General features: G+C 71.7%; 22 protein-coding genes. 12 read left to right on the top strand and 10 right to left on the bottom strand.

The genetic code is table 11. The annotated features are described in order from the left end of the window. Positions 1–78: 78 nt before the first annotated feature. From AW273_RS33080 to AW273_RS33065, 4 genes are read left to right on the top strand one after another with little or no spacing between them, the layout of a single operon-like run. The gene (locus AW273_RS33080; protein ID WP_198168487.1) at positions 79–1452 is read left to right on the top strand and encodes an ABC transporter substrate-binding protein; all 1374 of its coding nucleotides are present in this window, start codon (positions 79–81) and stop codon (positions 1450–1452) included. 2 nt (positions 1453–1454) lie between these two features. Then, positions 1455–2357: a carbohydrate ABC transporter permease gene (locus AW273_RS33075; RefSeq protein ID WP_062357101.1), complete on the top strand. Its 903-nt coding sequence runs from the start codon at positions 1455–1457 to the stop codon at positions 2355–2357. After that, a complete protein-coding gene (locus AW273_RS33070) occupies positions 2354–3178 on the top strand; it encodes a carbohydrate ABC transporter permease (protein ID WP_198168486.1) in 825 nt (274 codons plus the stop codon). Before AW273_RS33075 ends, AW273_RS33070 begins: the two co-directional genes overlap by 4 nt. Before the next feature lie 2 nt (positions 3179–3180). Then, a complete protein-coding gene (locus AW273_RS33065; protein WP_062357099.1) occupies positions 3181–3660 on the top strand; it encodes a nucleoside deaminase in 480 nt (159 codons plus the stop codon). On the opposite strand, the gene AW273_RS33060 is transcribed toward AW273_RS33065, so the two are convergent. After that, on the bottom strand, positions 3650–4453 hold the full coding sequence (locus tag AW273_RS33060) for an alpha/beta fold hydrolase (protein ID WP_062357096.1): 804 nt from the start codon (positions 4451–4453) through the stop codon (positions 3650–3652). The two genes, AW273_RS33065 and AW273_RS33060, sit on opposite strands and share 11 nt — an antisense overlap. 138 nt (positions 4454–4591) lie before the next feature. On the opposite strand from AW273_RS33060, the gene AW273_RS33055 reads away from it, so the two are divergent. Beyond that, positions 4592–5647, top strand: a complete 1056-nt coding sequence (locus AW273_RS33055) for a class I SAM-dependent methyltransferase (protein ID WP_198168485.1) — start codon at positions 4592–4594, stop codon at positions 5645–5647. Here AW273_RS33055 and AW273_RS33050 read toward each other — a convergent pair. From AW273_RS33050 to AW273_RS33040, 3 genes are read right to left on the bottom strand one after another with little or no spacing between them, the layout of a single operon-like run. Continuing rightward, positions 5628–6707 (bottom strand): methyltransferase, encoded by a 1080-nt coding sequence (locus AW273_RS33050; RefSeq protein WP_062357089.1) that lies wholly within the window; start codon positions 6705–6707, stop codon positions 5628–5630. The genes AW273_RS33055 and AW273_RS33050 overlap by 20 nt on opposite strands. Then, on the bottom strand, positions 6691–7068 hold the full coding sequence (locus tag AW273_RS33045; RefSeq protein ID WP_062357086.1) for a YchJ family protein: 378 nt from the start codon (positions 7066–7068) through the stop codon (positions 6691–6693). The genes AW273_RS33050 and AW273_RS33045 overlap by 17 nt, the downstream gene beginning before the upstream one ends. A 14-nt stretch (positions 7069–7082) precedes the next feature. Beyond that, on the bottom strand, positions 7083–9431 hold the full coding sequence (locus AW273_RS33040; protein ID WP_062357082.1) for a PEP/pyruvate-binding domain-containing protein: 2349 nt from the start codon (positions 9429–9431) through the stop codon (positions 7083–7085). Between the two features lie 115 nt (positions 9432–9546). Here AW273_RS33040 and AW273_RS33035 point away from each other — a divergent pair, with 115 nt between their 5' ends. After that, the gene (locus AW273_RS33035) at positions 9547–10704 is read left to right on the top strand and encodes an alkaline phosphatase PhoX (protein WP_062357079.1); all 1158 of its coding nucleotides are present in this window, start codon (positions 9547–9549) and stop codon (positions 10702–10704) included. A gap of 112 nt (positions 10705–10816) precedes the next feature. On the opposite strand, the gene AW273_RS33030 is transcribed toward AW273_RS33035, so the two are convergent. Beyond that, on the bottom strand, positions 10817–11323 hold the full coding sequence (locus tag AW273_RS33030; RefSeq protein WP_062357078.1) for a MarR family winged helix-turn-helix transcriptional regulator: 507 nt from the start codon (positions 11321–11323) through the stop codon (positions 10817–10819). A gap of 45 nt (positions 11324–11368) precedes the next feature. Here AW273_RS33030 and AW273_RS33025 point away from each other — a divergent pair, with 45 nt between their 5' ends. After that, positions 11369–12280 carry an EamA family transporter gene (locus AW273_RS33025; protein WP_062357075.1) on the top strand — a complete coding sequence of 304 codons (912 nt, stop codon included), beginning with the start codon at positions 11369–11371 and terminating at the stop codon, positions 12278–12280. Between the two features lie 7 nt (positions 12281–12287). On the opposite strand, the gene AW273_RS33020 is transcribed toward AW273_RS33025, so the two are convergent. Genes AW273_RS33020 through AW273_RS33010 form a run of 3 tightly spaced genes read right to left on the bottom strand, consistent with a single transcriptional unit; the run spans position 12288 to position 15938 of the window. Then, on the bottom strand, positions 12288–13220 hold the full coding sequence (locus AW273_RS33020; RefSeq protein WP_062357073.1) for a winged helix-turn-helix transcriptional regulator: 933 nt from the start codon (positions 13218–13220) through the stop codon (positions 12288–12290). Next, positions 13213–14721, bottom strand: coding sequence for a carotenoid oxygenase family protein (locus AW273_RS33015; RefSeq protein ID WP_062357070.1), 1509 nt, complete (start codon positions 14719–14721; stop codon positions 13213–13215). Before AW273_RS33015 ends, AW273_RS33020 begins: the two co-directional genes overlap by 8 nt. Positions 14722–14723: 2 nt before the next feature. Continuing rightward, positions 14724–15938, bottom strand: coding sequence for an acetyl-CoA acetyltransferase (locus AW273_RS33010; protein WP_062357067.1), 1215 nt, complete (start codon positions 15936–15938; stop codon positions 14724–14726). A 37-nt stretch (positions 15939–15975) separates the two neighbouring features. Here AW273_RS33010 and AW273_RS33005 point away from each other — a divergent pair, with 37 nt between their 5' ends. Both AW273_RS33005 and AW273_RS33000 read left to right on the top strand, forming a co-directional pair. Next, positions 15976–17148: an acetyl-CoA C-acyltransferase gene (locus tag AW273_RS33005; RefSeq protein WP_062357176.1), complete on the top strand. Its 1173-nt coding sequence runs from the start codon at positions 15976–15978 to the stop codon at positions 17146–17148. A 10-nt stretch (positions 17149–17158) separates the two neighbouring features. Continuing rightward, positions 17159–17944, top strand: coding sequence for a DUF1295 domain-containing protein (locus AW273_RS33000; protein ID WP_062357174.1), 786 nt, complete (start codon positions 17159–17161; stop codon positions 17942–17944). On the opposite strand, the gene AW273_RS32995 is transcribed toward AW273_RS33000, so the two are convergent. After that, positions 17932–18660 (bottom strand): GNAT family N-acetyltransferase, encoded by a 729-nt coding sequence (locus tag AW273_RS32995; protein ID WP_062357064.1) that lies wholly within the window; start codon positions 18658–18660, stop codon positions 17932–17934. The genes AW273_RS33000 and AW273_RS32995 overlap by 13 nt on opposite strands. 15 nt (positions 18661–18675) lie before the next feature. Then, entirely contained in the window at positions 18676–19731 is a 1056-nt protein-coding gene (locus AW273_RS32990) for a tetratricopeptide repeat protein (RefSeq protein WP_062357061.1), read from the bottom strand. Positions 19732–19866: 135 nt separating this feature from the next. Here AW273_RS32990 and AW273_RS32985 point away from each other — a divergent pair, with 135 nt between their 5' ends. From AW273_RS32985 to AW273_RS32975, 3 genes are all read left to right on the top strand, one after another. Further along, entirely contained in the window at positions 19867–20622 is a 756-nt protein-coding gene (locus tag AW273_RS32985) for an ABC transporter ATP-binding protein (protein WP_232327718.1), read from the top strand. Next, the gene (locus AW273_RS32980) at positions 20607–22451 is read left to right on the top strand and encodes a hypothetical protein (RefSeq protein ID WP_062357056.1); all 1845 of its coding nucleotides are present in this window, start codon (positions 20607–20609) and stop codon (positions 22449–22451) included. The genes AW273_RS32985 and AW273_RS32980 overlap by 16 nt, the downstream gene beginning before the upstream one ends. A gap of 295 nt (positions 22452–22746) precedes the next feature. After that, positions 22747–24096, top strand: a complete 1350-nt coding sequence (locus AW273_RS32975; RefSeq protein ID WP_062357052.1) for a sensor histidine kinase — start codon at positions 22747–22749, stop codon at positions 24094–24096. The last annotated feature ends 379 nt before the right edge of the window (positions 24097–24475 follow it).

Genomic DNA, 24475 nt, shown 5'->3' with positions numbered 1-24475 from the left:
ACAGAATGTCCCGCGTGTAAATTCCAGGGACAGTCTTAACGATTTGCGTCCCACCCCCAGGGGGCCGACATGGCATCTATGAAAGCGCGAATCCTGTCCTTGGCCGCCGTCGCCACCTTGGTGGCCGCCGGTTGCTCGTCAGGCGGCGGGCAACCGGGCGAACCGGCCGCGTCCGGTCAGTCGCTGACGATGTGGACCTTCAAGCAGTCGCACGCGACCGCGCTCCAGAAGGCCGCCGAGCGGTTCACCGCGCAGACCGGCATCAGCGTTAAGGTCGAGGCCGTCACGCCCGACGACGTCTTCAAGAGCAAGATCCAGAGCGCCGCCCAGACGGGCGACCTGCCCGACGTCCTGGAGGCCCACGCCGCGGGTGAGGACCTGGAGCTCGGCGCCTCCGGCCTGCTCGCCGACATCGGCGGCGACGTGAACGACGCCTGGAGGGCGCGGTTCCTGCCGTCCACGCGGAACGCGGGCGTGCTCGACCAGGGCCGGATCGACCGCGCGGCGTCCGACTCGCCGTTCAAGCAGGCCAAGGCCGGGTCGATGTACGCCGTCCCGTTCACCGCGGGAGCGTTCGGCATCGTCTACGCCAACAAGGAGAAACTCCAGGCCGCCGGGCTCAGCCCCGACACTCCCCCGGCGAGCTGGGAGGAGTTCGTGGCGGCGCTCAAGACGTCCACGGAGAAGGACCCGCGGGCGGGCGGCCTCTCGCTCGGCCTGAAGGTCAGCCAGGTCGGCTACAACTGGATCTACCAGCCGCTCGCCCACGCCTACCTGGGCAGGGAGAAGTTCCAGGGGCTGTTCGCCAAGGGCACCACGGCCGGGTTCGGGTCCCCCGGCGGGGTCAAGACCCTCGACCTGTACGGGCAGCTCACGCCCTACTGGATGCCCGGCGCGACCACCCTCGGCATCGACGAGGCCGACATCGCCTTCGCCCAGGGCAAGTCGGCCTACAACGTCGGCGGCACGTTCACCCTGGCGTTCCTGGCCCAGAACGGCATGTCGCCCGACAAGGTGCTCGCCTTCCCGATCCCGCCCTCGGAGTCGGGCGCCCACAAGGACATCGTGATGGCCCCGTTGGCTCTGACCTCCCTCGGTGTCACCTCGACGTCCGAGAACCGGGCCGCCGCGCTGAAGTGGATCGACTACGTCACCTCGCCGGCCGGGGCGGGCGTGGTGGCCAAGGAGTCGCTCGACCTCCCGGCCACCGATCTGGGCGCCGAGGCGGCCACGCTGATGGGCCCGGAGCTGGCCGCGCTGCAGAAGTACTTCACCGGCGCCCCGGAGAGCACCTACGACGCCGGCGACACGACGTTCTTCCCGGGCGGCTACGACCAGGTCAAACCGGGAGAGGTGTTCGTGCGGCTGTCACCGCTGAAGGAGCTCGACCCGGCGCGGGCCGGCCGGGAGCTCGACGCCGTCTTCGGCGCGATGTGGAAGTCCGCCGAGTAGCCATGGCGACCCGGTGGAAGGAGTGGCTCACCGGCTGGGCGTTCGTGTTCCCGGCCGTGGCGCTCTTCGCGGTGATGGGCGTCTACACGATCGGCAGCGGCCTCGCGCTGAGCTTCGCGTCGTGGAACGGGTTCACCCCGAACTGGATCTGGGTGGGCCTGGAGAACTACGCCGACCTGCTGTGGGCCGACCCGTCGCTGGCCCCGGCGGTGCGCCGGGCCGCGTGGAACACCCTCCACGTGTGCGTGGCGGTGCCGCTGCTGACCGTGCTGATCTCGCTGCCGCTGGCGGTGACGCTCAACTCCGTGCGCCGCCTGCGGGGACTGCTGCGCTCGGTCTACTTCCTCCCGTACGTCACCACCGGAATCGCCACCTACTACGCCTGGCGCTACCTGCTCGAACCCGAGGGCTCGATCAACCTGATGCTGCGCTCGGCCGGCCTCGGCTCGCTGGCCCGGCCGCAGGGCTGGCTGGCCGATCCGTCGACGGCGCTCTGGACGCTGATCCTGATCCTGGTCTGGTCGGCGGTGCCGACCGCGACGCTGCTCTACCTCACCGGGCTCCAGGCGATCGACCCGAGCATGGTCGAGGCGGCCCGCATCGACGGCGCGGCCCCCCGCCAGGTGCTTCGGCGGATCATCGTGCCGCTGCTGACGCCGATGACGGCCGGGATCGTGCTGCTGGGCGTGCGCGACTCGCTGCACGGGTTCCAGATCTTCCTGATCATGACGAACGGCGGGCCCGGCGGGCACACCAGCGTGCTCGCCCTGGAGACCTACGAACTGGCCTTCTTCAAGGGGCTGGCGCCGACGCTCGGGTTGTCGAGCGCGCTGGGCTGGTTGTTGTTCGCGGGGGCCGTGCTGCTGACGCTGGCCAACGCCCGGCTGCTGAGGAGGGTGCGGTGACCGCCGCCCGCGTCGCGAAGACGGCCGCCTACGCGGCGTTGACGATCTACGCCGTGCTGAGCCTCTATCCGTTCCTGTGGATGGTGTCGGGGGCGTTCAAGACGCGGGAGGAGATCCTCGACGGCGGACACCTGATCCCGCGCGAGCCGACCTTCGACACGATCGTCACCACGTGGAACCAGCTCGCGTTCGTCGACTACTTCCGCAACAGCCTGATCGTGACCGGGCTGACGGTGCTGGGCGTGCTGGTGGTCTACAGCCTGGCCTCCTACGCGTTCGCGGTGCTCAGGTTCCCGGGCGCGAAGGCGCTCTACTGGTTGTTCGTGGCGCTGCTGTTCGTGCCGGGGATCACGGTGCTGCTGCCGGTGGTGATCCTGGAGAACCGGCTGGGCCTGCTCGGCACCCACATGGGGCTGGTGCTGCCCTTCGTCAACGGCACGGCCCCGCTGACGGTGCTGCTGCTGACGGCGGCGTACCGGAGCGTCCCCAAGGAGTTGCGCGAGGCCGCGCGGGCCGACGGCGCGAGCGAGGCGCGGATCTTCCTGCGCGTCCACCTGCCGCTGACCCGGCCCGCGCACGTCACGATCGCGGTGCTGACGGCCGTGCCGACCTGGAACGAGTACGTGCTGAGCCGGGTCTCCCTCAACGACGAGTCGCTCTACACGCTGCCCCTGGGCCTGGAGTCCCTGATTTCCGGTACCGTCGTCCGCTACAACGAGGTGCTCGCGGCATCATTGATCATGGTGCTGCCGGTGATCGCGCTGTTCGCCTTCCTGCAGCGCTACTTCGTCAACGGGCTGGTCGGTGCGGTGAAAGGGTGACGATGACGGTTTCCGAGACGGACCTGCGGCATCTGCGGCGCTGCGTCGAGCTGGCCCACGAGGCGTTCGAGGCGGGCGAGGAGCCGTTCGGCTCGGTGCTCGCCGGGGCCGACGGGACCGTCCTGGCCGAAGACCACAACCGGACCGCCGCCGGCGACCAGACCCGCCACCCCGAGTTCGAACTGGCCCGCTGGGCCGCGACCAACCTGACGCCGGAGGAGCGGGCGGGCGCGACCGTCTACACCTCCGGCGAACACTGCCCGATGTGCTCGGCCGCCCACGCGTGGGTGGGCCTCGGCCGCATCGTGTACGCCGTCTCGGCCGCTCAGCTGTCCGAATGGCGCGAGGGGTGGGGCGCGCCGTCGGCGCCGGTGCGCCCCCTCCCGATCCAGGAGGTGGCGCCCGGCGTGGCCGTCGGGGGCCCGGCGCCGGAGTTCGAGGCCGAGATGAAGGCCCTCCACCGGCGCACGATCACTTCGTGATGAACGTCAGCAGGTCGGCGTTGAACGCCTTCTCGTAGTCGCCCCTGATCCCGTGGGGCGCCCCCGGGTAGACCTGGAGGGTCGCGTCGGGGATCAGCCGGGCGGTCTTCGGGGCCGACGCCTCGAACGGCACGATCTGGTCGTCGTCGCCGTGGGCGACCAGGGTCGGCACGTCGATCCGCGGCAGATCCCCGGTGAAGTCGGTCTCCGAGAACGCCCGTACACACTCGAAGGCGCTCTTGACCCCGACCTGCATGCTCCACATCCAGAACGCGTCGATCGCCCCCTGGCTGATCTCGGCGTCGGGCCGGTTGAAGCCGTAGAAGGGCAGCGCGAGCTCCCGGTAGTACTGCGACCGGTCGCCGGCGACGCCGTCGCGGATCTCGTCGAAGACCTCGATCGGCATCGAGGCGGCCATGTGCGGCGGGACGGCGCTCGCCAGCACCACCTTGTCGACCCGGGAGGTGCCGTGGCGGCCGATGTAGCGGGCGACCTCGCCGCCGCCGGTCGAGTGGCCGACCAGCACGACGCCGCGCAGGTCGAGCGTGTCGAGCAGCGCGGCCAGGTCGTCGGCGTAGGTGTCCATGTCGTTGCCGTTCCACGGCTGGTCGGACCGCCCGCCGCCGCGCCGGTCGTGGGCCAGGCCCCGGAAGCCGTGCTCGGCGACGAGGCGCAACTGGTTGTCCCAGACGTCGGCGGTGAGCGGCCAGCCGTGGCTGAAGACGACGGGCTGCCCGGTCCCCCAGTCCTTGTAGAAGATCCTGACCCCGTCGTTCGTGGTGATGTACGGCATTTCGAAATCCCCCGTTCCGGAATATGCACATTACCCAGCGAAATGGCGTCAATACTAATGGCCGAGATTTCACCCTTTCATGACCGGCGACAGAACGGCGAAAGGGCCGTGAAACGCGAAATGGGCAGGGTGTACGACATGGACACCAAGAAGCTCGAAGACTTCGCGATGAAGATCACCCTGGAGAGCCTGGGTTCCGGCCTCACCCTCCAGACCCACCTGGGCGACCGGCTCGGCCTCTTCCGCGCCATGGCCGGGGCGGGCCCGCTCACCAGCACCGACCTCGCCGCCAAGACCGGCCTGTCGGAGCGGTACGTCCGCGAGTGGCTGCGGGTGCAGGCCGTCGCCGAGCACGTCGACTACGACCCCGCCGGAGAAACCTACGAACTGCCCGACGAGCACGCCCTGGTGCTGGCCGACGACACCACGATCGCCGCCCGCGCCTCGGCCTCGCAGATCCAGGCCGCCTCCTGGAAGGCCGCCGACCACCTGACCGAGGCGTTCCGCACCGGCGAGGGCTTCGCCTGGGGCCGCCACGACGAGAACCTGTTCGGCGGCGTGTCGCGGTTCTTCGCCCCGCTCTACCGGTTCAGCCTGGTCGACCACTGGCTGCCCGCCCTCGACGGCGTCACCGGGCGGCTGACCGCCGGGGCCCGCGTGCTCGACGTCGGCTGCGGCATGGGGACGTCCTCGATCCTGATGGCCGAGGCCTTCCCGAACTCCCGCTTCGTGGGCGTCGACGCCCATGAGCCCTCGATCGAGGCCGCCCGCCTGGCCGCCGAGGACGCCGGGGTCGAGGACCGGGTGCGCTTCCACGTCGCCGACTCGGGCGAGGAGCAGTCCGGCGCCTGGGACCTGATCTGCTTCTTCGACGCCCTCCACGACATGGGCGACCCGCCGGCGGCGGCGGCCCGGGCCCGCGCGGCGCTGGCCGAGGGCGGCACCGTCCTGGTCGTCGAGCCCTTCGCGGCCGACCGGCTGGAGGACACCATCGGCAACCCGATCGCGGCGACCTACGCGGCGTCCTCGGTCATGCTCTGCCTGCCGCACGGCCTGTCGGAGGGCGCCAGGCTCGGGCTGGGCAACCAGGCGGGCCCCTCCCGCATCGAGGCGCTGCTGCGCGAGGCCGGTTTCGGCCGGGTGCGGACCGCCCTGACGACCGACTTCAACCTGGTCATCGAGGCCCGCGCCTGACCGCGCTCAGCACGACGAACTTGGGATCGCCCGCCACCACGGTCACGTCGCCGAACAGGCGCTTCAGCTTGACGTGATAGCCGAGGTGGCGGTTGCCGACGATCCGCAGCTCGCCACCGGGCCGCAGGGCCCGCTTCGCCTGCGTGAACATGCGCCACGCCGTCGCGTCGGTGACGGCCTGGTGGGTGTGGAACGGCGGGTTGCACAACACCAGGTCGGCCGATTCCGGCTCGGCTCCGGCCAGCCCGTCGCCGACCCGGAACTCCGCCGGACCCCGCACGTTGGCGCGGGCCGACGCGACGGCGGCGTAGGACTCGTCGACGAACAGCACCTCGGCGTCGGGGTTGCCGCGCAGCACGAACGCCCCGACGATCCCGTTGCCGCAGCCGAGGTCGACGACCCGCTGCCCCTTGACGGTCGCGGGCAGGTGCTTCAGAAAGAACCGGGTGCCGATGTCGAGCCGGTCGGCGCAGAACACGCCGGCGTGGTTGACCAGGTCGAGACCCTCATGGGTGTACGTCACCGGGAAGCGGCTCGTCCTCGGCGTGGGGCGCGGCTCGGTGAAGATCAGCCGGGCCTTCTTGACCGCGAGGGACGTGCGGGTGGGGCCGAGGATGTTCTCGAACAGGGCCAGCGTGGAGGTGTGGATCTCCTTGACCATGCCCGCGCCGATGATCCTGGTGCCCTCGTGGACCGCCGGCGCGAGCCGGATGAGCTGGTCTTCCAGCAGGGCGAGGCTCTTGGGGACGCGGACCAGCAGCGTGTCGATCCGGCCGGGCGGGGCGTCCTGGGTCGACAGCAGGGTCGCCTCGGGCAGCCCGAGCCGGGCCAGGTTGGCCCGGGTCGCCTGCTGGGTCAGGTAGGAGTCGGTGATCTGGACCGGCCGGTGCGCCGCCAGCGCGGTGACCAGCGCGCCCCAGCGGTCGCCGAACACCACGACCGCGCCCCGCGGCTCGCCGAGTTCGTCGAGGAGGTATTCGTCGGCGGCGTCCCAGGCCCGGAACGGGTCGCGCGGGTCGTCGGGGTGGCGGCGCAGGCCGAGGTCAGAGAGCGGCGACATAGACCCAGCGGCCGTTTTCACGGGAGAACGTGCTGTGCTCCTCCAGCACCCCGGCCCGGCCGCGCTCGGCGTAGTGGGCCCGGAACCGGACGGTCCCCTCGGTGTGGATCGCCGACCCGCCGGAGGTCTCCAGGATCTCTAGCTCCGTCCACCGGGTCTTCCGGTCGAGGTCGAGGCGCGGCGGCCGGGTCGTGGAGTGCCAGGTGGTCAGCAGATAGGCCGTGTCACCCTTGGCGTAGGCGGAGAACCGCGACCGCATCAGCGCCTCGGCGGTCGGCGCCGCCGCCTCGCCGGCGTGGAACCGCCCGCAACACTCCCCGTATGCCTTGCCGGACCCGCAAGGACACCCCTTCTCGGCCACCCGGCCATTCTTCCCTAGTCGAGGACCTCGACCGTCCCGGCCGAGCCGTCGACCCGGACCCGGGCCCCGTCGCGGATCCGGGTGGTCGCGTCGCCCGTGCCGACGACGGCGGGGATGCCCAGCTCGCGGGCGACGATCGCGGCGTGCGACAGGGGGGCGCCGACGTCGGTGACCACGGCGGCGGCGCGTGGGAACAGCGGGGTCCAGCCGACGTTCGTCACGTTCGTCACCAGGATCTCCCCGGCGCCCAGGTGCTGCGCCTCGGTCATCGACGGGATGACGCGGGCGATGCCCTCCACCACCCCGGCCGCGCCGGGGAAGCCGTTGATCGACCCGTCCCGCGCGGAGGGCCCCCTCGCGGCGTCGGCGTAGTCGGAGCGCCGGTCGGGGTCGGCCGCCCACCGTTCGGGGTCGAACGCGCCCCGGATCACCCCCGGGTAGGGCGGCAGCGACCGGTAGTGCTCGTAGGCCGCCCGCCGCACGTCCGTCAGGCCGAGCACCCCCCGATCGCCCCGGAGCAGCCGCAGGATCTCGCCGATCCGCAGGAAGAACACGTCGTCGCCGGCCCCGGTGACCGACCCGGCCCGGCGCACCCAGTCGCGCAGCACCCAGAACGCCCGGACCGCCTCCGACCGGGCCTCCTCCCGGGCCCGGACGATCTGGCCCCACCGCCGGATCAGGCCCCAGTAGCGGTAGGCGTCGCGCGGGTCGTGCTCCTTGAACCGCCGCCACGCCGCCCGCGACACCTCCTCCTGCCGGCTCAGCAGGAGGATCGGGTCCTCCGACAGGCCGGCGAGCTCCCGGTCGACCCACTCCGGATCCTCGCCCGGCCGGGCGGCCGACAGTTCGAGCTCGTCGGGGCAGCGGTGCCCCCAGCGGTGGGCGTACTCCTGCCGGGGCAACCGGCCGCGCTTCACCTCGCCCAGGCCGAGGAGCGGCCCCATGCTCTCCAGGTGGGCGCCGAACCCGCTGGTCAGCGCGTTGGCGTCGGCCGCCCCGACGAGGTTCTCCAGGCGGTTGCGCAGGAAGATCAGGCTGCCGGCGTCCTGCCGTCCGGCGGCGGCCAGGAGGCGGTTGCACTCGCGGAAGTAGGGCTCGACCGCGCCCCGCCACAGGCCGGCCAGGTCGTTGCTGACGGCGATCAGGGTCCGCAGGTCGTCGGCCCGGCGCCGCAGGCGCGGCAACATGCGGTCGAGCCGCCGGGCATAGGGGATGAGGGCGAGCCGGCCCCGCAGCAGCGGGAGCGTGCCGCGCACCGACCGGGCTCTGGTCAGCGGCAGCAGCGGGACCTCGGCGCCCTCGGGCAGCCGGCCGAAGACCGGCTCCAGGGTGTCTCTGATCATCCGGCTGAGGCCGAGCGAGTCGCCGATGGTCAGCAGGACCGACAGGTTCAGGTAGAAACGCCCGCCGATGTTCCCGCACACCGGGTGTCCCGCGAACGACCCGGCGATCATCGCGTCGGCCATGAACCGCTGGACCACCGACCAGGTCACCGGCGTCATCACACTGGGGATGGCCTCCGCGAGGTTGCCGTTGGTCCACAGGTAGTCGCCGCGCAGCGAGTCGTTCCACACCTCCCGCCGCCCGGTGATCGGCCGGGCCTGCAGGATGTACGGCTTCGCCGCGGCGATCCCCCATTCGACGTCCATGGGCATCCCGTACAGGATCTCGATCCGCCGCCCGAGCCCGGCCAGCGCCATCACCTGCTCGCGCGTCAGCGTGGGCACCGACCGCAGGTCGGGCGGCACCGGCACGAGCCCCGAGGTGCCCGCCATGACGGCCTTGTCGGAGATCGTCTCGTCGATGTGGCCGTCGCGGTCGACGGCGTAGACGTCGGGCGTGACCGTGCCGCCCGCGACGGTCTCCCCCCAGCCCCAGGCCGCGTTGATCACCAGCTTCCCGTCGAGCTCGGTGAACATCACCCCGGACACCGACGCGTCCACGAGCTCCTGGACGACCACCGCCATCCCCGGCCGGGCGATGCCCTCCCGCTCCCGGTAGGCCCGCGCCCGGTCGTTGTCGAGCGACCGCCAGCACCGCTCGACCGCGTCGATCACCGCCGCGACCCCCCGGACCCCGAGGTAGGTGTCGTGCTGCCCGGCGAACGACACGTCGGGCCGGTCTTCCGCCGTGGCCGACGACCGCACGGCGACCGGCACGTCGTCTCCCATCGCCCGGTAGGCCGCCGAGATCTCGGCGGTCACCTCGCGGTTCATCCCGGCCTCGCGGGCGGCGGTGGTGACGTGGAAACCGTCCGGCACCGGCAGCCCCGCCGACGCCAGCCGCGCGAGGGAGGCGCCTTTCCCGCCGGCGGTGCCGGCGTCGGCCGATTCGCTGGTCAACGGCAGGGTGTACGGGCTCATTTCGGGATGATGCCGGAAACTCGGTCATACGAAACCCGTCACTCAGCGCCCACATTCCGTTCACCCTGTGTAAACATTACGAGGCTTACAGTCCCGGTCAAGGAGGTAAGAAATCATGGAAAGACGCAATTTCCTTCGTGCTTCCGTCCTGGGCGCGAGCACGGTGGCCTTCTCCGGATCGCTCTGGCAGGGCGCCGCGCTGGCGGCCCCGGCCCAGCCGGCGACCAGCCCCTACGGCGCCCTCCAGGCGGCCGACGCCAACGGGATCCGGCTGCCCGCCGGCTTCACCAGCCGGGTGGTGGCCCGATCGCGGCAGGTGGTCTCCGGCACCTCGTACACCTGGCACGACGCCCCCGACGGCGGCGCCTGCTTCGCCGACGGATCGGGCTGGATCTACGTCTCCAACTCCGAGATCAACCCCGGCGGCGGGGCCTCGGCGATCCGCTTCGACTCGGCCGGCAACGTCGTTTCGGCCAACCGCATCCTGTCGAACACCCGGCAGAACTGCGCGGGCGGCAAGACCCCGTGGAACACGTGGTTGTCGTGCGAAGAGGTGAGCAGGGGCTTCGTGTACGAGACCTACCCCTTCGGCGGCGCGGCGGTCCAGCGTCCGGCGATGGGCCGGTTCACCCACGAGGCCGCGGCGGCCGACCCGGTCCGGCGCGTGATCTACCTCACCGAAGACGAGTCCAACGGCCGTTTCTACCGCTTCGTGCCCACCACGTGGGGCGACCTGTCGTCGGGCACCCTCCAGGTCATGGTGGCGGGCTCGGCCACCAGCGGCTCGTTCACCTGGGCGAACGTCCCCGACCCCGACGGCGACCCGACGGCGACCCGCAACCAGGTGTCCGGCTCGAAGTCCTTCAACGGCGGCGAGGGTTGCTACTACGCCGACGACACCGTCTGGTTCACCACCAAGGGCGACAACCGCGTCTGGCAGGTCAACCTGACGAACAACACCTACGAACTGGCCTACGACGACAGCCTGGTCACCTCGGGCACGCCCCCGCTGACCGGCGTCGACAACGTGACGGGCTCGACCGCGGGCGACCTCTACGTCGCCGAGGACGGCGGCAACATGGAGATCTGCATGATCACCCCCGACGACAAGATCTCGACGTTCCTGCGCATCAACAACCAGAGCTCGTCGGAGATCACCGGCCCGGCCTTCAACCCGGCGGGTGACCGCCTCTACTTCTCCTCGCAGCGGGGCACGTCGGGTTCGTCCTCGGGCGGCATCACCTACTGCGTGACGGGCCCGTTCCGCCGCTGAGTCCCCCTTCCGTCACGGCTCCGCCCACCATCGCACCGCCCGCCGACCCGGGCGGAGCCGTAGTCCGGCGGTCCGCACCCGATCGGCCAGGCGCCGCGACGGACTGCGCGTCTCAGGCGGGAGGTTCGCCGACGGGGAGTTCGAAGACGGCCAGCCACGTGGTCAGGATCGTTTCGAGGCGGTCGGCGTCGTCGGGAGCCAGCGCGTCGAGGAGGCGGCGTTCGTTGGCCATGTGCTCGGTGAACGCCGCGTCGATCAGTTCCAGGCCCGCCGTCGTCAGGGCGACCACGCGGCCCCGGCCGTCCGACTCGCTGGGGCGGCGGGTGACGAGCCCGGCCTGTTCCAGGCGGTCGACGCGCTTGGTCATCGCGCCCGTGGTGACCATGGTGTGGGCGGCCAGTTCGCCGGGCGCGCGTTCGTACGGGGCCCCGGCGCGGCGCAGGGCGGCCAGCACGTCGAACTCGCCTTCGGCCAGCCCGAACCGCCGGTAGACGAGGCAGAGCCGTTCGGTCAGATGCCCGGCGACGCGGTGGAGGCGGCCGATCACCCCGGCCGGTCCGACGTCGACGTCGGGCCGCTCGCGGGCCCACTCCTGCTGGATGCGCGCGACGTGATCCATCACGCGGGTCAGGATATATCTTCCCTGGAAGCTATATTCTCTTCCATGGAAGCTACTTGGCGGTGGGCGCCGGTCACGGCGATCGCCCCCATCGCGTGGGGCACGACCTACTACGTCACCCACGAATACCTCCCCGCCACCCACCCCCTCTACGGCGCCGTGTTCCGGGCCCTCCCCGCCGGTCTGCTTCTGCTGCTCCTGACCCGGAGACTGCCGCGCGGTTCGTGGTGGTGGCGCTCGCTCGTCCTCGGCACGCTGAACATGAGCGTCTTCTTCGCCCTGATCTACCTGGCCGCGCAGCTCCTCCCGTCGAGTGTCGCGTCCACCGTCATGGCGACCTCCCCGATGGTGATGATGTTGCTGGCCTGGGGCCTGGTCTCCGAGCGCCCCGCCGTCACCCACCTGGCCGGCGCGGGCGTCGGCGTGGCCGGCGTGGCGCTGACCGTCCTCACCGGCGCCGAGGCGGTGAACGGATGGGGCGTGCTGGCGTCGGTCGCCGCGATGGTCCTGTCGTCGGTGGGCTTCATTCTGGCCAAACGATGGGGCAAGGGGGCCGGCGTCCTGCCGTCGACGGCCTGGCAGCTCACGGCGGGCGGGCTGGTCCTCCTCCCGATCGCCGTCGTCGCCGAGGGCGCTCCCCCGGCCGTGGACGTCCCCGCGATCGGCGCGTACGCCTACGTCTCGGTGATCGCCACCGCGCTGGCCTTCGCCGCGTGGTTCACCGGCCTGCGCCACCTCCCGGCCGGCACGGTCGGCCTGATCGGCCTGCTCAACCCGGTGACCGGCGTGGTGGTCGGCACCCTGGTCGCCGCCGAGACCCTGACCCCGGTCCAGTTCGGCGGCCTGGCCCTGACGCTCGCCGGCATCCTGCTGGGCCGCCCGGTCACCCGGAGGAAGGCCGTGCCAGCGACCGGCGAACGGGCCCGCGAGCCGGTGCCGGACCACGCGGCACGCTGACCGTCCGTCAGCCGGGGCGCTCCACCGCGACGTCGTGCCCGCGCAGCGCCGCCCCGCAGGTTCCGCACGCCAGCCGGGGCAGGAACGCCTGCCCGCACCCCTGGTGCCGGTAGACCAGCGCCGGCCCCTCGGGCGCCCGGAACCACCGCTGCCCCCACGCGATGGCCGTCACCACGACGGGGAAGAACGCCCGGCCCTTGTCGGTCAGGTGGTAGGTCGTCCAGCCGGCCCGGTCGGCCGAGGGCGCCTGCTCGAAGATGCCCAGGTCGCGGAGGACGCGCAGCCGGTCGGCCACGATCGCGGGCGGCGCGCCGAGGCGCCGCTCGAAGTCGCGGAAACGGTCCAGCCCCTGGAAGGCCCCGCCGAGGATGGCCGCCGACCAGCGGTTCCCGATCAGCGTCATCGTCTGCGGGAACAGACCGGCCGAAGCGGACGCCACGCGCCGCCGGGTGGCGCCGGACGGCACCGAGCGTTCCCACGTGCCCGACGGGCCGAAGGTCCCGGCGACGTCGCGGGGCAGCACCGCCTCGCCGCACGCCTGGCAGGTCAGGACGGGCGCGAACGCCGACCCGCAGCCCCGGTGGGCCATGACCGGCAGCGACTCGGCGTGGTCGGGCACCCAGGCCGACTCCCAGGCCCAGACGGTGAGGAGCACCGGCCACAGGTCGCGGCCGCGTTTGGTGAGCCGGTATTCCGGCCGTTTCGACTCGCCGGACGTCTTCTCGAAGACGCCCGACTCGGTGAGGTGGGCCAGCCGCCCGGTCAGCACGGCGTGGGAGATCGGGAGCGTGTTCCGCCATTCCCCGTAGCGCCGAACGCCCATCATGGCGTACCGGAGAATGAGCAGGTTCCACTCGTCGCCGACCAGGCCGAGCGTCATGCCGACCGCGTTGGTGCCCCCCGCGGCCAGAACGGTGGGGCGCGTCCCCGGCTCAGCCAAGCCCGACGGCCCGTTCGGGCGACTCCGCGGTGCGCCAGCCGGGGATGGAGTCCCCGGGGGCCCAGGTGGCGTGGGTGCCGCTGGAGACGCGTTCGGGGAGGCGGACGCGGGCCAGCGGGCCGTCGGCGGGCCGGGCCGCGTCGAAGATCAGGCACTCCGACCGGTCGTCGTTCATGTCGGTCGTCAGCGTGATCAGGTATCCGTCGTCCTCGGCGGCCGAGCCGAGCCGGGGGGCCATGGCGGGCTCGCTGCCGTAGACGTTCGGCGGCAGCTTGTACGTCTCCTCCTCGCCGGTCACCAGGTCGTGTCTGGTCACCCCGTCGAAGAGGAACCAGCCCTCGACCCCGGTCGCCGCGTAGGCGTAGCGGTAGCCGACACCCCCGTACCGGGAGTTGAGCACGCCGAACTCGGTGACGGAGTCGGTGAGGCGCTCCTCCCGGCACCGCCCGGTCTTCAGGTTCAGCCGCCAGCGGTGCAACTTGGTCTTCATCCGGTCGAGCGCCAGGAATCGGAACATGCGCTGGTAGTGGCCGCCGTCGCCGACGTCCTTGGGCTCCGGGTCCTCCTGGAAGAAGCCGTCGAGCACGATCTCGTCGCCCTCCTCGTAGGCGTTCACCCAGTGCAGGACGTAGGTCGGCGCGGCCTCGAACCACTGGACCTTCGAGCCCGTGCGGGGGATGACGCCGATCCGCAGCGGAATGTCGGGATGGAAACGGGCGGCGTGCCGGCCCCTTTTCAGCAGTTCCGGGTCCCAGAACATCGGGCAGTCGTTGAGGATCGCGTAGTTCTCGGTGAACGCCATGTCGTGCGGCAGCCGGGGGCCGGGCAGCGGGACGTCGACGTAGTGGGTCAGCCGGTCGTCGGCGGAGACGACGCCGTAGTGCATGTAGGGCTCGTCGGTGCCGTAGTTGAAGAACAGCAGTTCGCCGGTGCGCGGGTCGACCTTCGTGTGCGCGGAGACGCCGCAGGCGTAGGGGAAGTCGCCGTGCCACTCGGCCTTCCCGAGCGTCTCCAGGGTCAGCGGGTCGAGCCGGTAGAGGTCGCCGCACTGGTAGAAGCTCGTCAGCGCCACCCCGGCGTGCACGACGACGTCGGTCGACGAGGAGTCCTTCAGGCCGCCGCGCGCGCCCCAGCCATCGCGCAGCGAGAGCGAGGGGCGTTCGGCCAGGCCCGCCCACAACGGTTTCCTAGCCTCGGCCTCGGCGAGGAAGCCGTCGGTGCGGATGAAGCGGTTGCGGTAGAACGCCCGGCCGTCGCGGAAGCCGATCACGTGGACCATCCCGTCGCCGTCGAACGGGTGGTAGCGCTCGATGGCCGGGTGGACGGGGTTCTCGGTGTTGCGCAGGTAGACGCCGTCGAGGTCGGCGGGGATCTCGCCGGCCACGTCGAGGTCGTCGGCCCGCCACTCGGTGGTCTGCGGACGCCACGGGCCGGTCCGGTAGGGGTGGTCGTCGTCTTCCGGAAGGGTCGACAGGACCCGTGCGACGACGTCGACGTCCATTGCTACTCCCCTGTTCCGATCACGAAGCCGACGGTCGTGGTCGTGCTGCCGCCGATGTTCAGCGTGCCGAAGCGGCGGGCCCCCTCGACCTGGTAGGCCCCGGCCCGCCCCGCCACCTGCCGGCACGCGTCGAGCACCATCCGCACCCCGGTCGCGCCGACCGGGTGGCCCCCGCCGATCAGGCCCCCGCTGGGGTTGACCGGGATCCGTCCGCCGATTTCCAGGTCGCCGTTCTCGACGGCCTTCCAGCTCTCCCCGGGGGCGGTGATGCCGAAGTGGTCGATCGCGGCGTACTCCGACATGGTGAAGCAGTCGTGCGTCTCTATGCCGTCGATTTCCGCCAAAGACAGCCCGGCGCGGGTGAAGGCGTCGGTGATCGCGCGGCGGACGTGGGGGAGCACGTAGGGCTGGCCGGCGCTGCGGGCGAGCTTCCGGTCGAGCGGCAGGCCGACCGTGCGGTGGCCCCAGCCGAGGATCCGCGCCATGGGGGTGGACCGCCGCCGCTCCAGGAAACGGCGGCCGACCACGACGAGGCCCGCGCCGCCGTCGGTGATCTGGGAGCAGTCGGTGCGGCGGACGCGGCCCTCCACGACCGGGTTGGCGGCGTCGTCGGCGGCGAAGCTCGCGCCGGTGAAGGTCCACTTGCGGGTCTGGGCGTTGGGGTTGGCCGCGGCGTTGGAGAAGTTCAGCCGGGCGATGGCGCGAAGGTGGGCCTCGTCGATCCCGTAGCGGCGGTCGTACTCGTCGGTGAGGGCGCTGAACATGTGGGGCCACATGAACGTGGCGTCCCGGCCCTCGTGGCCGACCCAGGCGGCGGCGCCCAGGTGGCGGGCCGCGTCGTCGCCGGGGACGGTGCGTTCCAGTTCCAGGCCGAGGACCAGGGCGCAGTCGTAGCGGCCCGACTCGATGTCGGCCATCGCCGCGAGCAGGGCCACACCGCCGGAGGCGCAGGCGGCCTCGTGCCGGGTGGCGGGCACGTCCCAGAGCTCGGGCACGACCGTGGCGGGCATGCCGCCGAGCTGGCCCTGGCCGGTGAAGAGCTGGCCGAAGGCGTTGCCGACGTGGATGACGTCGACGTCGGCGGCGGAGACGCCCGCGTCGTCGAGGGTCTCGCGCACCACCTCGGCGGTGAGGTCGGCGAAGTCGAGGCCCTCGCGGGACCAGTTGCGGGCGAAGTCGGTCTGGTGGCCGCCCAGGACCCATACGGCTTCCGGCATGCTTTCGTACTACAACAAACAGAGTTACAGTGCAACCGTGTCTGACGTCTACGTGCTCGACTACGTGCGCACCCCCCGGGCCAAGGGCTCCCCGAAGGGCTCGCTGCACCACCGGAGCCCCGTCGACCTGGTGGCCGGGCTGCAACGGGCGCTCGTCGGCCGGGGGCTCGACCCGGCCGCCGTCGGCGACGTGATCGTCGGGTCGGCCTCGCAGGTCGGCGAGCAGGGCGGCAACCTCGCCCGGGTGGCCACCCTGCTGGCCGGATGGGGCGACGCCGTCCCCGGCGGGACGGTCAACCGGTTCTGCGCCAGTGGGATCGACGCCGTGGCGCAGGTGGCGGCGCGCATCCGCGCCGGGGAGATGGACCTCGCGGTCGCCGGGGGCGTCGAGAGCGTGTCCCGGGTGGCCATGTTCAGCGATCGCGCGCCCCTCTGGACCGACCCGGCGACGATCGAGCGGGTCGGGTCGATCCACATGGGGGTGGCCGCCGACCTGAACGCCACGATCGACGGCTGGACCCGCGAGCAGCTCGACGAATACGCCGTCGAGACCCACACGAAGGCCGCGGCGGCCTGGGACCGGGGCGACTTCGCCGGCTCGGTGATCCCGGTGGCCCGCGCCGACGGGTCGGTCTTCGGCCGCGACGAGCTGATCCGGCCGGGCACCTCGATGGAGTCGCTGGCCGCGCTGGCCCCCGCCTTCGCCGACCCGGCGCAGGACGCCATCGTGCTGAAGGCCCGTCCGGAGGTCGGCGAGATCGTCCACCACCACACGGTCGGCTCCTCCCCCGCGCTCGCCGACGGGGCGGCGCTGCTGGTCCTCGGCACCACCGAGAGCCCGATCAGGGTCGTGGGCGCCGCGACCGCCGCCGTCGACCCGGTGATCATGCTGACCGCCGGGCAGGCCGCCGTCGAGAAGGTGATCGCCAGGGCCGGCCTGACACCCGCCGACGTCGACGTCTACGAGTTCGCCGAGGCCTTCTCCGCCCTGTGCCTGCGGCTGCGGCGCGACCTCGGGCCGGGGCCCGACCGGCTCAACCCCGGCGGCGGCACGATCGCGATGGGGCACGCGTTCGGCGCGACCGGCGCGATCATGGTCGGGCAGTGCGCCGAGAACCTGACCCGCCTGGGCGGCCGTTACGGCGTCGCGGCCGTCAGCGGCGCGGCCGGGCTCGGGGTGGCGGTGCTCATCGAGCGGGTAGACGGTTGACGTGATCTGGATGAATCTGGCGGTGACCCTCGTGGCCGTCGCTCTGACGATGGCCGCGACGATGGCCTACGCGCTGCGCACGAACAACCAGTCGATCGTCGACTCGGTCTGGGGCATGGGGTTCGTCGTCGTCGCGATCGTGTCGTTCGTGCTCTCGCTCGCCTCCGGCGAGGGCAACCTGGCGCGGTCGCTGCTCGCGCTGGTGCTCACCGCGATCTGGGGGCTGCGGCTGGGGGCCTACATCCACCACCGCAACCGGGGCAGGGGCGAGGATCCCCGGTACGCCGCCATGCTGCGCCGCAACACCGGCCCGGTGGTCCCCTTCGTGCTCAGGAAGATCTACCTGCCGCAGGGCGCGGTCATGTGGTTCGTGTCGCTGCCGGTGCAGATCGCCATGTACCAGCCCCAGCCGCTCAACGTCTTCACCTGGCTGGGCGTGGCGTTCTGGGTCGTCGGGTTCGCGTTCGAGGCGATCGGCGACGCGCAACTGGCCCGGTTCAAGGCCGACCCCGCCAACGAGGGCCGGGTCATGGACCGGGGATTGTGGGCGTGGACGCGGCACCCCAACTACTTCGGCGACGCCGCCGTGTGGTGGGGCCTGTTCCTCATCGCCCTGGGCACCCCGTGGGCGGTCGTCACGATCGTGTGCCCCTGGCTGATGACCTACCTGCTGATCTCCAAGAGCGGCAAGGCCCTCACCGAGAAGCGCATGGCCAAGAGCAAGGGCCAGGAGTTCGTCGACTACGTCAACCGCACCAGCGGGTTCTTCCCGCTGCCGCCGCGTCAGCGCTCGTAGGCCCACATGTGGAACCGGCTCAGCTCCCGGAACCCCATCTTCCGGTAGACGGGCAGGCCGAGATCGCTGGCCAGCAGCATGGCCGGGGCGGCGGGGTCGGCACACGCGGCGGCGAAGGTGACGGCCGCGGCGAACCCCCTGCCGCGCGCCTCCGGAGCCACCGAGACGTAGTTGACCTCGGTGAGCCCGTCATGGGTGTACGCCGCCGCCGTCGCCACCGGCAGCCCGTCGAGCCGGCCGAGGAACAACCGCCAGCCGGTGCGATGGATGTCGGGGCCGAACAGGCGGCCCGGCCGCCAGCCCGCCCGGTCGAGCGGGTAGGCCCGCGCCACCGTCGCCTCGAACTCGGCGGGGTCGCCGGTGACCTCCTCGACGTGGTGGGGCAGCCTCGGCGGTGCGCCGGGCTCGCGGATCATCAGCGGCGGCTGCCCGTCGGGACGCCAGGGCGCGACCGGCTCGGGCAGCGGCCAGGCGTTCCAGAAGTAGAACAGGCCGGGACCCTCGTGCAGGCCGGCGAAGTCGAGCGCCTCGCCGACCAGCTTCTCCAGGTTCTCCGGCTCCCGCACCGGCGTGGCCCCGTTGGCGAACCCGGCCGCTCCCCCGAAGTCGGCCAGCCACAGGTCGTCGCTCCGCGACACCTTGCCGCCCTGGAGGGCGACGTGGGCGTCGGCGGAGGCGGCGAGGAGGCGGGCGTACCGGGTGAGCATGTCGGCCATAAAGGACATTTTGCTCTAAGCAGACCGTTGCTCCGCAATCGCCCGCCGCATGGCCGACACGTCCGTGCCGTACGGCAACGCCTCCAGGATGTCGCAGCACCGGTCGGCCGCGTTCAGCCACACCAGCGAGAACTCGGCCACGAACCGGTCGTAGAAGAGCACCAGCCCCGCCCCGGCCAGCAGGAACATCTCCCGGTCGTCGGGCCGGGAGCGTTCGACGGCCTTGCGCAGGTGGCGGGCGGCCTCGGTCAGGTGTCCCGGCTCGCGCTCGACCCGGGACCGGCAGGCCGCCGCGCAGGCCAGGGTGAGGTCGTCGCGGGCGCCCCAGGGCAGCGCCGCGGCGAGGCGGCCGAAGTCGGCGGGGAACTCGACGGTGAGGTGGCGGCACATCGCCGCCAGGACCAGGATCACGGCGTGCTCGAACTCGGGGTCGCCCGGCTCGGCCTGCTCCATCAGCTCGACCAGGGCGTCGACCCCCTCGGCCAGGTCCTGCGGCGCCTCCGACCTGGTGGTCAGCAGGGTGCCCAGGGCCAGCAGCGCGGGCGGCCGCATCAGGCTGGGCGGGGCCCCCAGGGCGGCGCGCAGGATCGAGAGCCTGCGGCCCTCGGGGGTGCCGGGGTCGTAGGCCGCGAGGCAGGCGTACAGGGTGCCGAGCATCGCGGCGTGCTCGGGCTCGGCCGGGCGGCCCGCCCCGACCGCCGTGCGCGCGGCCTCGTGGTCGCCGGTCGCCAGCGCGACCGAGCCGAGCAGCAGGAGGGTGTGGGCGTCGTGCGGGTCGTGGCGGGCCGCCGCGAGCAGGTGCCGCGCCGCCTCGGTGAGATCCGGGGAGGTCCGCCGCGCCATGACGGCGGCGTCGACGAACGAGATGCCCAGCCCCGGAACGGCCCGCTCCAGGAGGAGTTCCCCGGCGCGGGAGTGCGCGGTGGCGGCGGCCTGGACGAGGGCGAGGGTGGGCCCCGCCGTCCGCAGGCGCCGGTCGACGGCCTGGGCGGCCTCGATCGCGGCGGCGGGGGTGGGGTCGTGCTTCAACGCGCGGAGGGCTCGTTCGACGTCCTCGTCCGGTGAAGTCATACGAGCATATTGCCGATATTTCGACGTTCGTTGCGCGGATTCAGCCGAGAAGTCTGGACTTCAGGCGCAAGTAGGACATATTTCGCCAATTACCACGTATTCAAATGACCGCCATTGTCCCGATAAGGTGCCATCGTGGCTGCGGCTTTGGAACTCGACGGACTCGGCAAACGCTTCGGCCCGAAAATAGCGGTCGACCATGTGAGCCTTTCGGTCCCGCCCGGATCCTTCTACGGGCTGGTCGGCCCCAACGGCGCGGGGAAGACGACGTCGTTGTCCATGGCCGTGGGCCTGTTGCGCCCCGACACCGGCCACGCCCGCGTCTTCGGCGTGGACGTGTGGGCCGATCCCGTCGGCGCGCGGGCGCGGGTGGGCGTGCTCCCCGACGGCCTGGCCCTGCCCGAGCGGCTGACGGGCCGCGAGCTCCTCACCTTCCTGGGCCGGCTGCGCGGGCTCGACCGCGCGACGGCGGGCACGCGGGCCGGTGAACTGCTGGAGATCCTGGAGCTCGACCAGGCCGAGCGCACCCTGGTGATCGACTACTCGACGGGCATGCGCAAGAAGATCGGCCTGGCCGCCGCGATGCTGCACGGCCCCCGCCTGCTGGTGCTCGACGAGCCGTTCGAGGCGGTCGACCCGGTCTCCGCGCTGACGATCCGGGGCATGCTGCGCGGTTTCGTCGCCGGGGGTGGTTCCGTCGTGTTGTCGAGCCACGTCATGGCGCTGGTCGAGCAGCTCTGCGACCACGTCGCGGTGATCGACAAGGGCCGCGTCGCCGCCGCCGGGCCCCTCGACGAGGTGCGCGCCGGCCGCTCCCTCGAAGACCGGTTCGTCGAACTGGTCGGGGCCGACGTCGACGACGTGAAGGGCCCGTCGTGGTTGGCGTCCTGATCGCGATGAAGATACGGGTGCTGCGGCACTCGATCGGCGGGTCCCGCGCGGCCGGCATGGTCATGGGCGGCCTGGCCGGCCTGGCCCTGGCCGTCGGCACGATCGTGGTGGCCGGGATCGACGGCGACCTGCTGGCGGCCGTCTTCGCGGTCTGGCTGTTCGGCTGGATGCTCGGCCCCGTCTACACCGGCGGCGGCGACGAGAGCGTCCGGCCCGAGCACTTCTCGCTGCTGCCGGTCGACCCCCGCAAACTGGCCCTCGGTCTTCTCGGCACCGCCTTCGTCGGCGTCCCCCCGCTGGTCAGCCTGGTCGCGTTCAGCGCCCTCGTGGTCTACGCGGGCTCGTTCGGCCTGGCCGGGTTCACGGTCGCGCTGGTGACGGTCCCGCTGATGGTGGCACTGGTCGTGGTGCTGTCGCGGCTGATGATCGGGGTGCTCGCCGTGGCCGTCAGGTCGCGGACGGGCGCGGTCCTGGCGGCGCTGGTCAACGCGTCGATGAATGTCGTGCTGAACCAGTCGTGGGTGCTGATCTGGGCGGCGATCCAGTTCGACCTGCTGTCGTCGGGCTTCCCGCCGTCCTTCTCCGCCGTGGTGCGCCGGCTGCCGTCGGGCTGGGGCGTCGCGGCCGTGGAGGCGGCCGGGCGGGGCGACTGGCTCATGGTGGCGGCGGCCCTCCTCGGGATCTGCGCGCTCATCGTGCTGGCGCTGCTCGTGTGGTCACGTCTGCTGGTCGAGCGGACCACGACCAGGCCCCTGCACCGGGTCCCCCAGGGCGCCGGAGGGGACCTCGCCGCCCGCGGCCCGGTGGGCGCGGTGACGGCGAAGGAGCTGCGGACGTGGTCGCGTGACCTGATGCGCATCCACCTGCTGTGGTTCGCCGTCTTCTTCGGCCTGCTCTACACCCTCGTCCCCCTGATCATCGGCTGGTCCGGCATGCTGCCGTGGGCCGGGGTCCTGGTGGTCGTGATGGCCGCCGCGACCTCGGCCAACCTGTTCGGCCTCGACGGCACCGCCCTGTGGCTGAACCTGGTCAACCCGGGCACCGAGCGGGCGGAGGTGCGGGGCCGCCAGCTCGCCTGGCTGCTGCGGGTCGCCCCGATCGCGATCGTCCTCACCGTCGCCGGGACGCTCGCCGGCGGCGAGGGCTGGACGTGGCCGTGGACGTTGTCGATCCTGGCGGCGGTCCTGGGCGGCGGGGCGGGGCTGATCGCCCTGGTGTCGGTGACCATGCTGGTGCCAGTGACCGAGCCGGGCAGGCGCGGCGGCAACCCGCTGGAGGCGGGCGCCGTCTTCGGCCAGGTCGTGCTGATGCTGCTGCTGGTGACGCTGACGGCGCTCCCGGCGGGCGGCGTCGCCTACCTCGGTGACGCGCTCGACCTGCCGGTCGTGTCGTGGTCGGCCGTGGTGGTCGGGGTGGGCACGGGGGCGCTGCTGGCAGGATGGTTCGGGCGGCTGGCCCATCGGCGGCTGGCGTCGAAGGGGCCGGAACTGCTGAGCCTGATGCGCTCGGGCGGAACCGTGTCGCCCGGCTCCCGGGACGTGACCGCGGGGCGGCCCCGGACCAGACTGCCCGCGCGCAAGCAGGCGCTGGTCACGTTCCTGTGGATCTTCTGCTGGATCCCGCTGTTCCCGCAGGGGCTGGTGCCGCTGTGGACGATCTGGACCGGCGGCGAGTCGCGGCTCTGGTTCCTGGCGCTGCACCTGGACGATCCGTGGCGGATCCCGGTGGCGGTCGCCTTCGTGGTCGTCGGAGCGGTGATGATCTACTACGGCACGGTCATCCCGAACCGGCACGACCGGGCGGCACGCCGCCTGGAGAATGCCGGCTGATCGGCCGACGGCGGATGTGTCACGCGACACCGGGTGCCGCGGAGAGTGCGGACTGCCCGCACGACATGTCGTCCACACTCTCCGCGCATCATTGACCCGCAGCGATGAAGGCGTTGCGTGTTCATCACATTACGCTCCGTTGCGCCACCAGGCCGGAGCGACATGCCGCACCCCCGACATGTACGTAGAGTCATGATTGATAACTTCTAGTGATGATGTCGGCTGAAGACCACACGGACGGGCGGAGATGGACCGCGGGGCGCCCTCGCGGCCTCCTTCGCCGCTGGAGTGACACGTGAAGTCGCCCCGGCAGTGGTCGGTACGGCTGCGGCTGACGATCTGGGCGACGGCGGCCGCGGCGGTGGCGTGTGCGGTGACGATGGGATTCGTCTTCGACAGCAACCACAAGTCCATGCTGTCCGAGCAGCTCAGCGAGGTGTACGCCGCCGACCTGCGGGTGCTGCACCAGTTGACCGGCACGTCGGTGGTGCCGCCCGTGCTGCCCGACGAGGGTTTGACCGCCATGCAGGTGGTGGACGCCGGTGGAAGAGTCGTGTCGGCGAACCCCCGGATGATCGGCCAGCCGCGAATGGCCTTCCTCGTGCCGCCTCGGCGCCCCGGAGCGATGGACCAGGTGGTCTGCGACGTGCCCAGCTTTCCCCGCCAATGCCTGACCGTCGCGGCGATGTGGATCACGACCCCCGGCGGCGCCCTGATCGTCTACGGAGGGGAGCCGGCCCCTCCCTGGCACGGCGGCGACGGCGCGTTCGCGGCCGTGCTCATCGCCGGAGCCCTGATCTGGCTGATCCTGGTGGCGGTGGGAACCGATTTCCTCGTCGGCCGCGCGCTGCGCCCCGTCGTGGACATCACTTCCGAACTGTCCGAGATCACCGAGAAACACCCTGGTCGCCGGGTGCCCATCCCCCCTCACTACGACGAGATCCGCTATCTGGCCATTACCGCGAACCGCACCCTGCGACTCCTGGAAGGGGCCATCGAGCGGGAGCGGCGTTTCACCTCCGACGTCTCCCACGACCTGCGAAGCCCCATCACGGGAGCCCGGCTCAGGCTGGAGGAGGCGTTGACGGATCCCGAGGTGGACTGGCCGACGACCGCCCGGGAGCTCCTCAACGACCTGGAACGCCAGCAGGTGCTCGCCGAGGACATCCTCACCCTGGCCCGCATGGACAACGATCGGCTGCCGCCGCACGCACCGGCCGATCTGGGCCGGCTGGCCCGGCACGAGATCGAGCGCCGCCCCCACGGCCGGGTGCCGATCGAGACGGACCTGGAGCCGGACGTGATCGTCCCGTGCGACCGGCTGCTGATCTCCCGGCTGCTGGCCAATCTGCTGGACAACGCCCAGCGGCACGCCGCCACCCGCATCACCGTCACGGTCGGGACCGAGGACGGCACCGGGGTGCTGGTGGTCGCCGACGACGGCGCCGGCATCGCCCCCGAATATCGGGAACTCGTCTTCGAGAGATTCGCCCGGCTGGCGGAGTCTCGCCACCTGGACCCCTCGGGCACCGGACTCGGCCTCGCCATCTGCCGCGAGATCGCCGAGGCCCACCGGGGTTCTCTCACCATCGGCGACTCGGACCGGGGAACGCGCATGATCCTTCGCCTGCCGCTCCAGGACTGATGCATCCGCCGAACGCCGCGCGCCCATCGCCGGTGAGAGGTCCGATCTTTTCGAGTAAATCGAAGGGTTCTTTACAGAACTCGGCAACCTGGACCGATCCACGATGAGACCCTGACCTGCACACTCTTACCGATCATTAATCCGGAAGTTTCCAGAAGGCGGCCGAATGTTGCGTTTGTGTGTCGGTCGCTGTCAAGATGACGCCGAGCCGTCCGATGTTACGCGGCGATAACACCGCGACGTGCCCTTCCCTCCGCCTGACCGAAGGAGTCCCACGTGGCCGTCTCCCGCCGGGGGTTCATGACCTCCGCCATGACCGGCTCCGCCCTCGCCGCGGTGTCCTCGACCGGTGTGCTGTCCGCGCTCTCCAGCCCGGCAC

The sequence above is a fragment of the Herbidospora yilanensis genome (assembly GCF_001570565.1).
Taxonomy (GTDB): domain Bacteria; phylum Actinomycetota; class Actinomycetes; order Streptosporangiales; family Streptosporangiaceae; genus Herbidospora; species Herbidospora yilanensis.
Note: the sequence above shows the minus strand (reverse complement) of the source record. Positions and strands in the feature narration are given on the sequence as shown.

Coding starts and splice junctions, on each gene's coding strand:
- AW273_RS33080 (WP_198168487.1), top strand. CDS start 79: ATGAAAGCGCGAATCCTGTCCTTGGCCGCCGTCGCCACCTTGGTGGCC.
- AW273_RS33075 (WP_062357101.1), top strand. CDS start 1,455: ATGGCGACCCGGTGGAAGGAGTGGCTCACCGGCTGGGCGTTCGTGTTC.
- AW273_RS33065 (WP_062357099.1), top strand. CDS start 3,181: ATGACGGTTTCCGAGACGGACCTGCGGCATCTGCGGCGCTGCGTCGAG.
- AW273_RS32990 (WP_062357061.1), bottom strand. CDS start 19,731: ATGACTTCACCGGACGAGGACGTCGAACGAGCCCTCCGCGCGTTGAAG.
- AW273_RS32995 (WP_062357064.1), bottom strand. CDS start 18,660: ATGGCCGACATGCTCACCCGGTACGCCCGCCTCCTCGCCGCCTCCGCC.
- AW273_RS33040 (WP_062357082.1), bottom strand. CDS start 9,431: ATGAGCCCGTACACCCTGCCGTTGACCAGCGAATCGGCCGACGCCGGC.
- AW273_RS33010 (WP_062357067.1), bottom strand. CDS start 15,938: ATGCCGGAAGCCGTATGGGTCCTGGGCGGCCACCAGACCGACTTCGCC.
- AW273_RS33025 (WP_062357075.1), top strand. CDS start 11,369: ATGGAAGCTACTTGGCGGTGGGCGCCGGTCACGGCGATCGCCCCCATC.
- AW273_RS33060 (WP_062357096.1), bottom strand. CDS start 4,453: ATGCCGTACATCACCACGAACGACGGGGTCAGGATCTTCTACAAGGAC.
- AW273_RS33000 (WP_062357174.1), top strand. CDS start 17,159: ATGAATCTGGCGGTGACCCTCGTGGCCGTCGCTCTGACGATGGCCGCG.
- AW273_RS33050 (WP_062357089.1), bottom strand. CDS start 6,707: ATGTCGCCGCTCTCTGACCTCGGCCTGCGCCGCCACCCCGACGACCCG.
- AW273_RS33015 (WP_062357070.1), bottom strand. CDS start 14,721: ATGGACGTCGACGTCGTCGCACGGGTCCTGTCGACCCTTCCGGAAGAC.
- AW273_RS33030 (WP_062357078.1), bottom strand. CDS start 11,323: ATGGATCACGTCGCGCGCATCCAGCAGGAGTGGGCCCGCGAGCGGCCC.
- AW273_RS33035 (WP_062357079.1), top strand. CDS start 9,547: ATGGAAAGACGCAATTTCCTTCGTGCTTCCGTCCTGGGCGCGAGCACG.
- AW273_RS33055 (WP_198168485.1), top strand. CDS start 4,592: ATGGACACCAAGAAGCTCGAAGACTTCGCGATGAAGATCACCCTGGAG.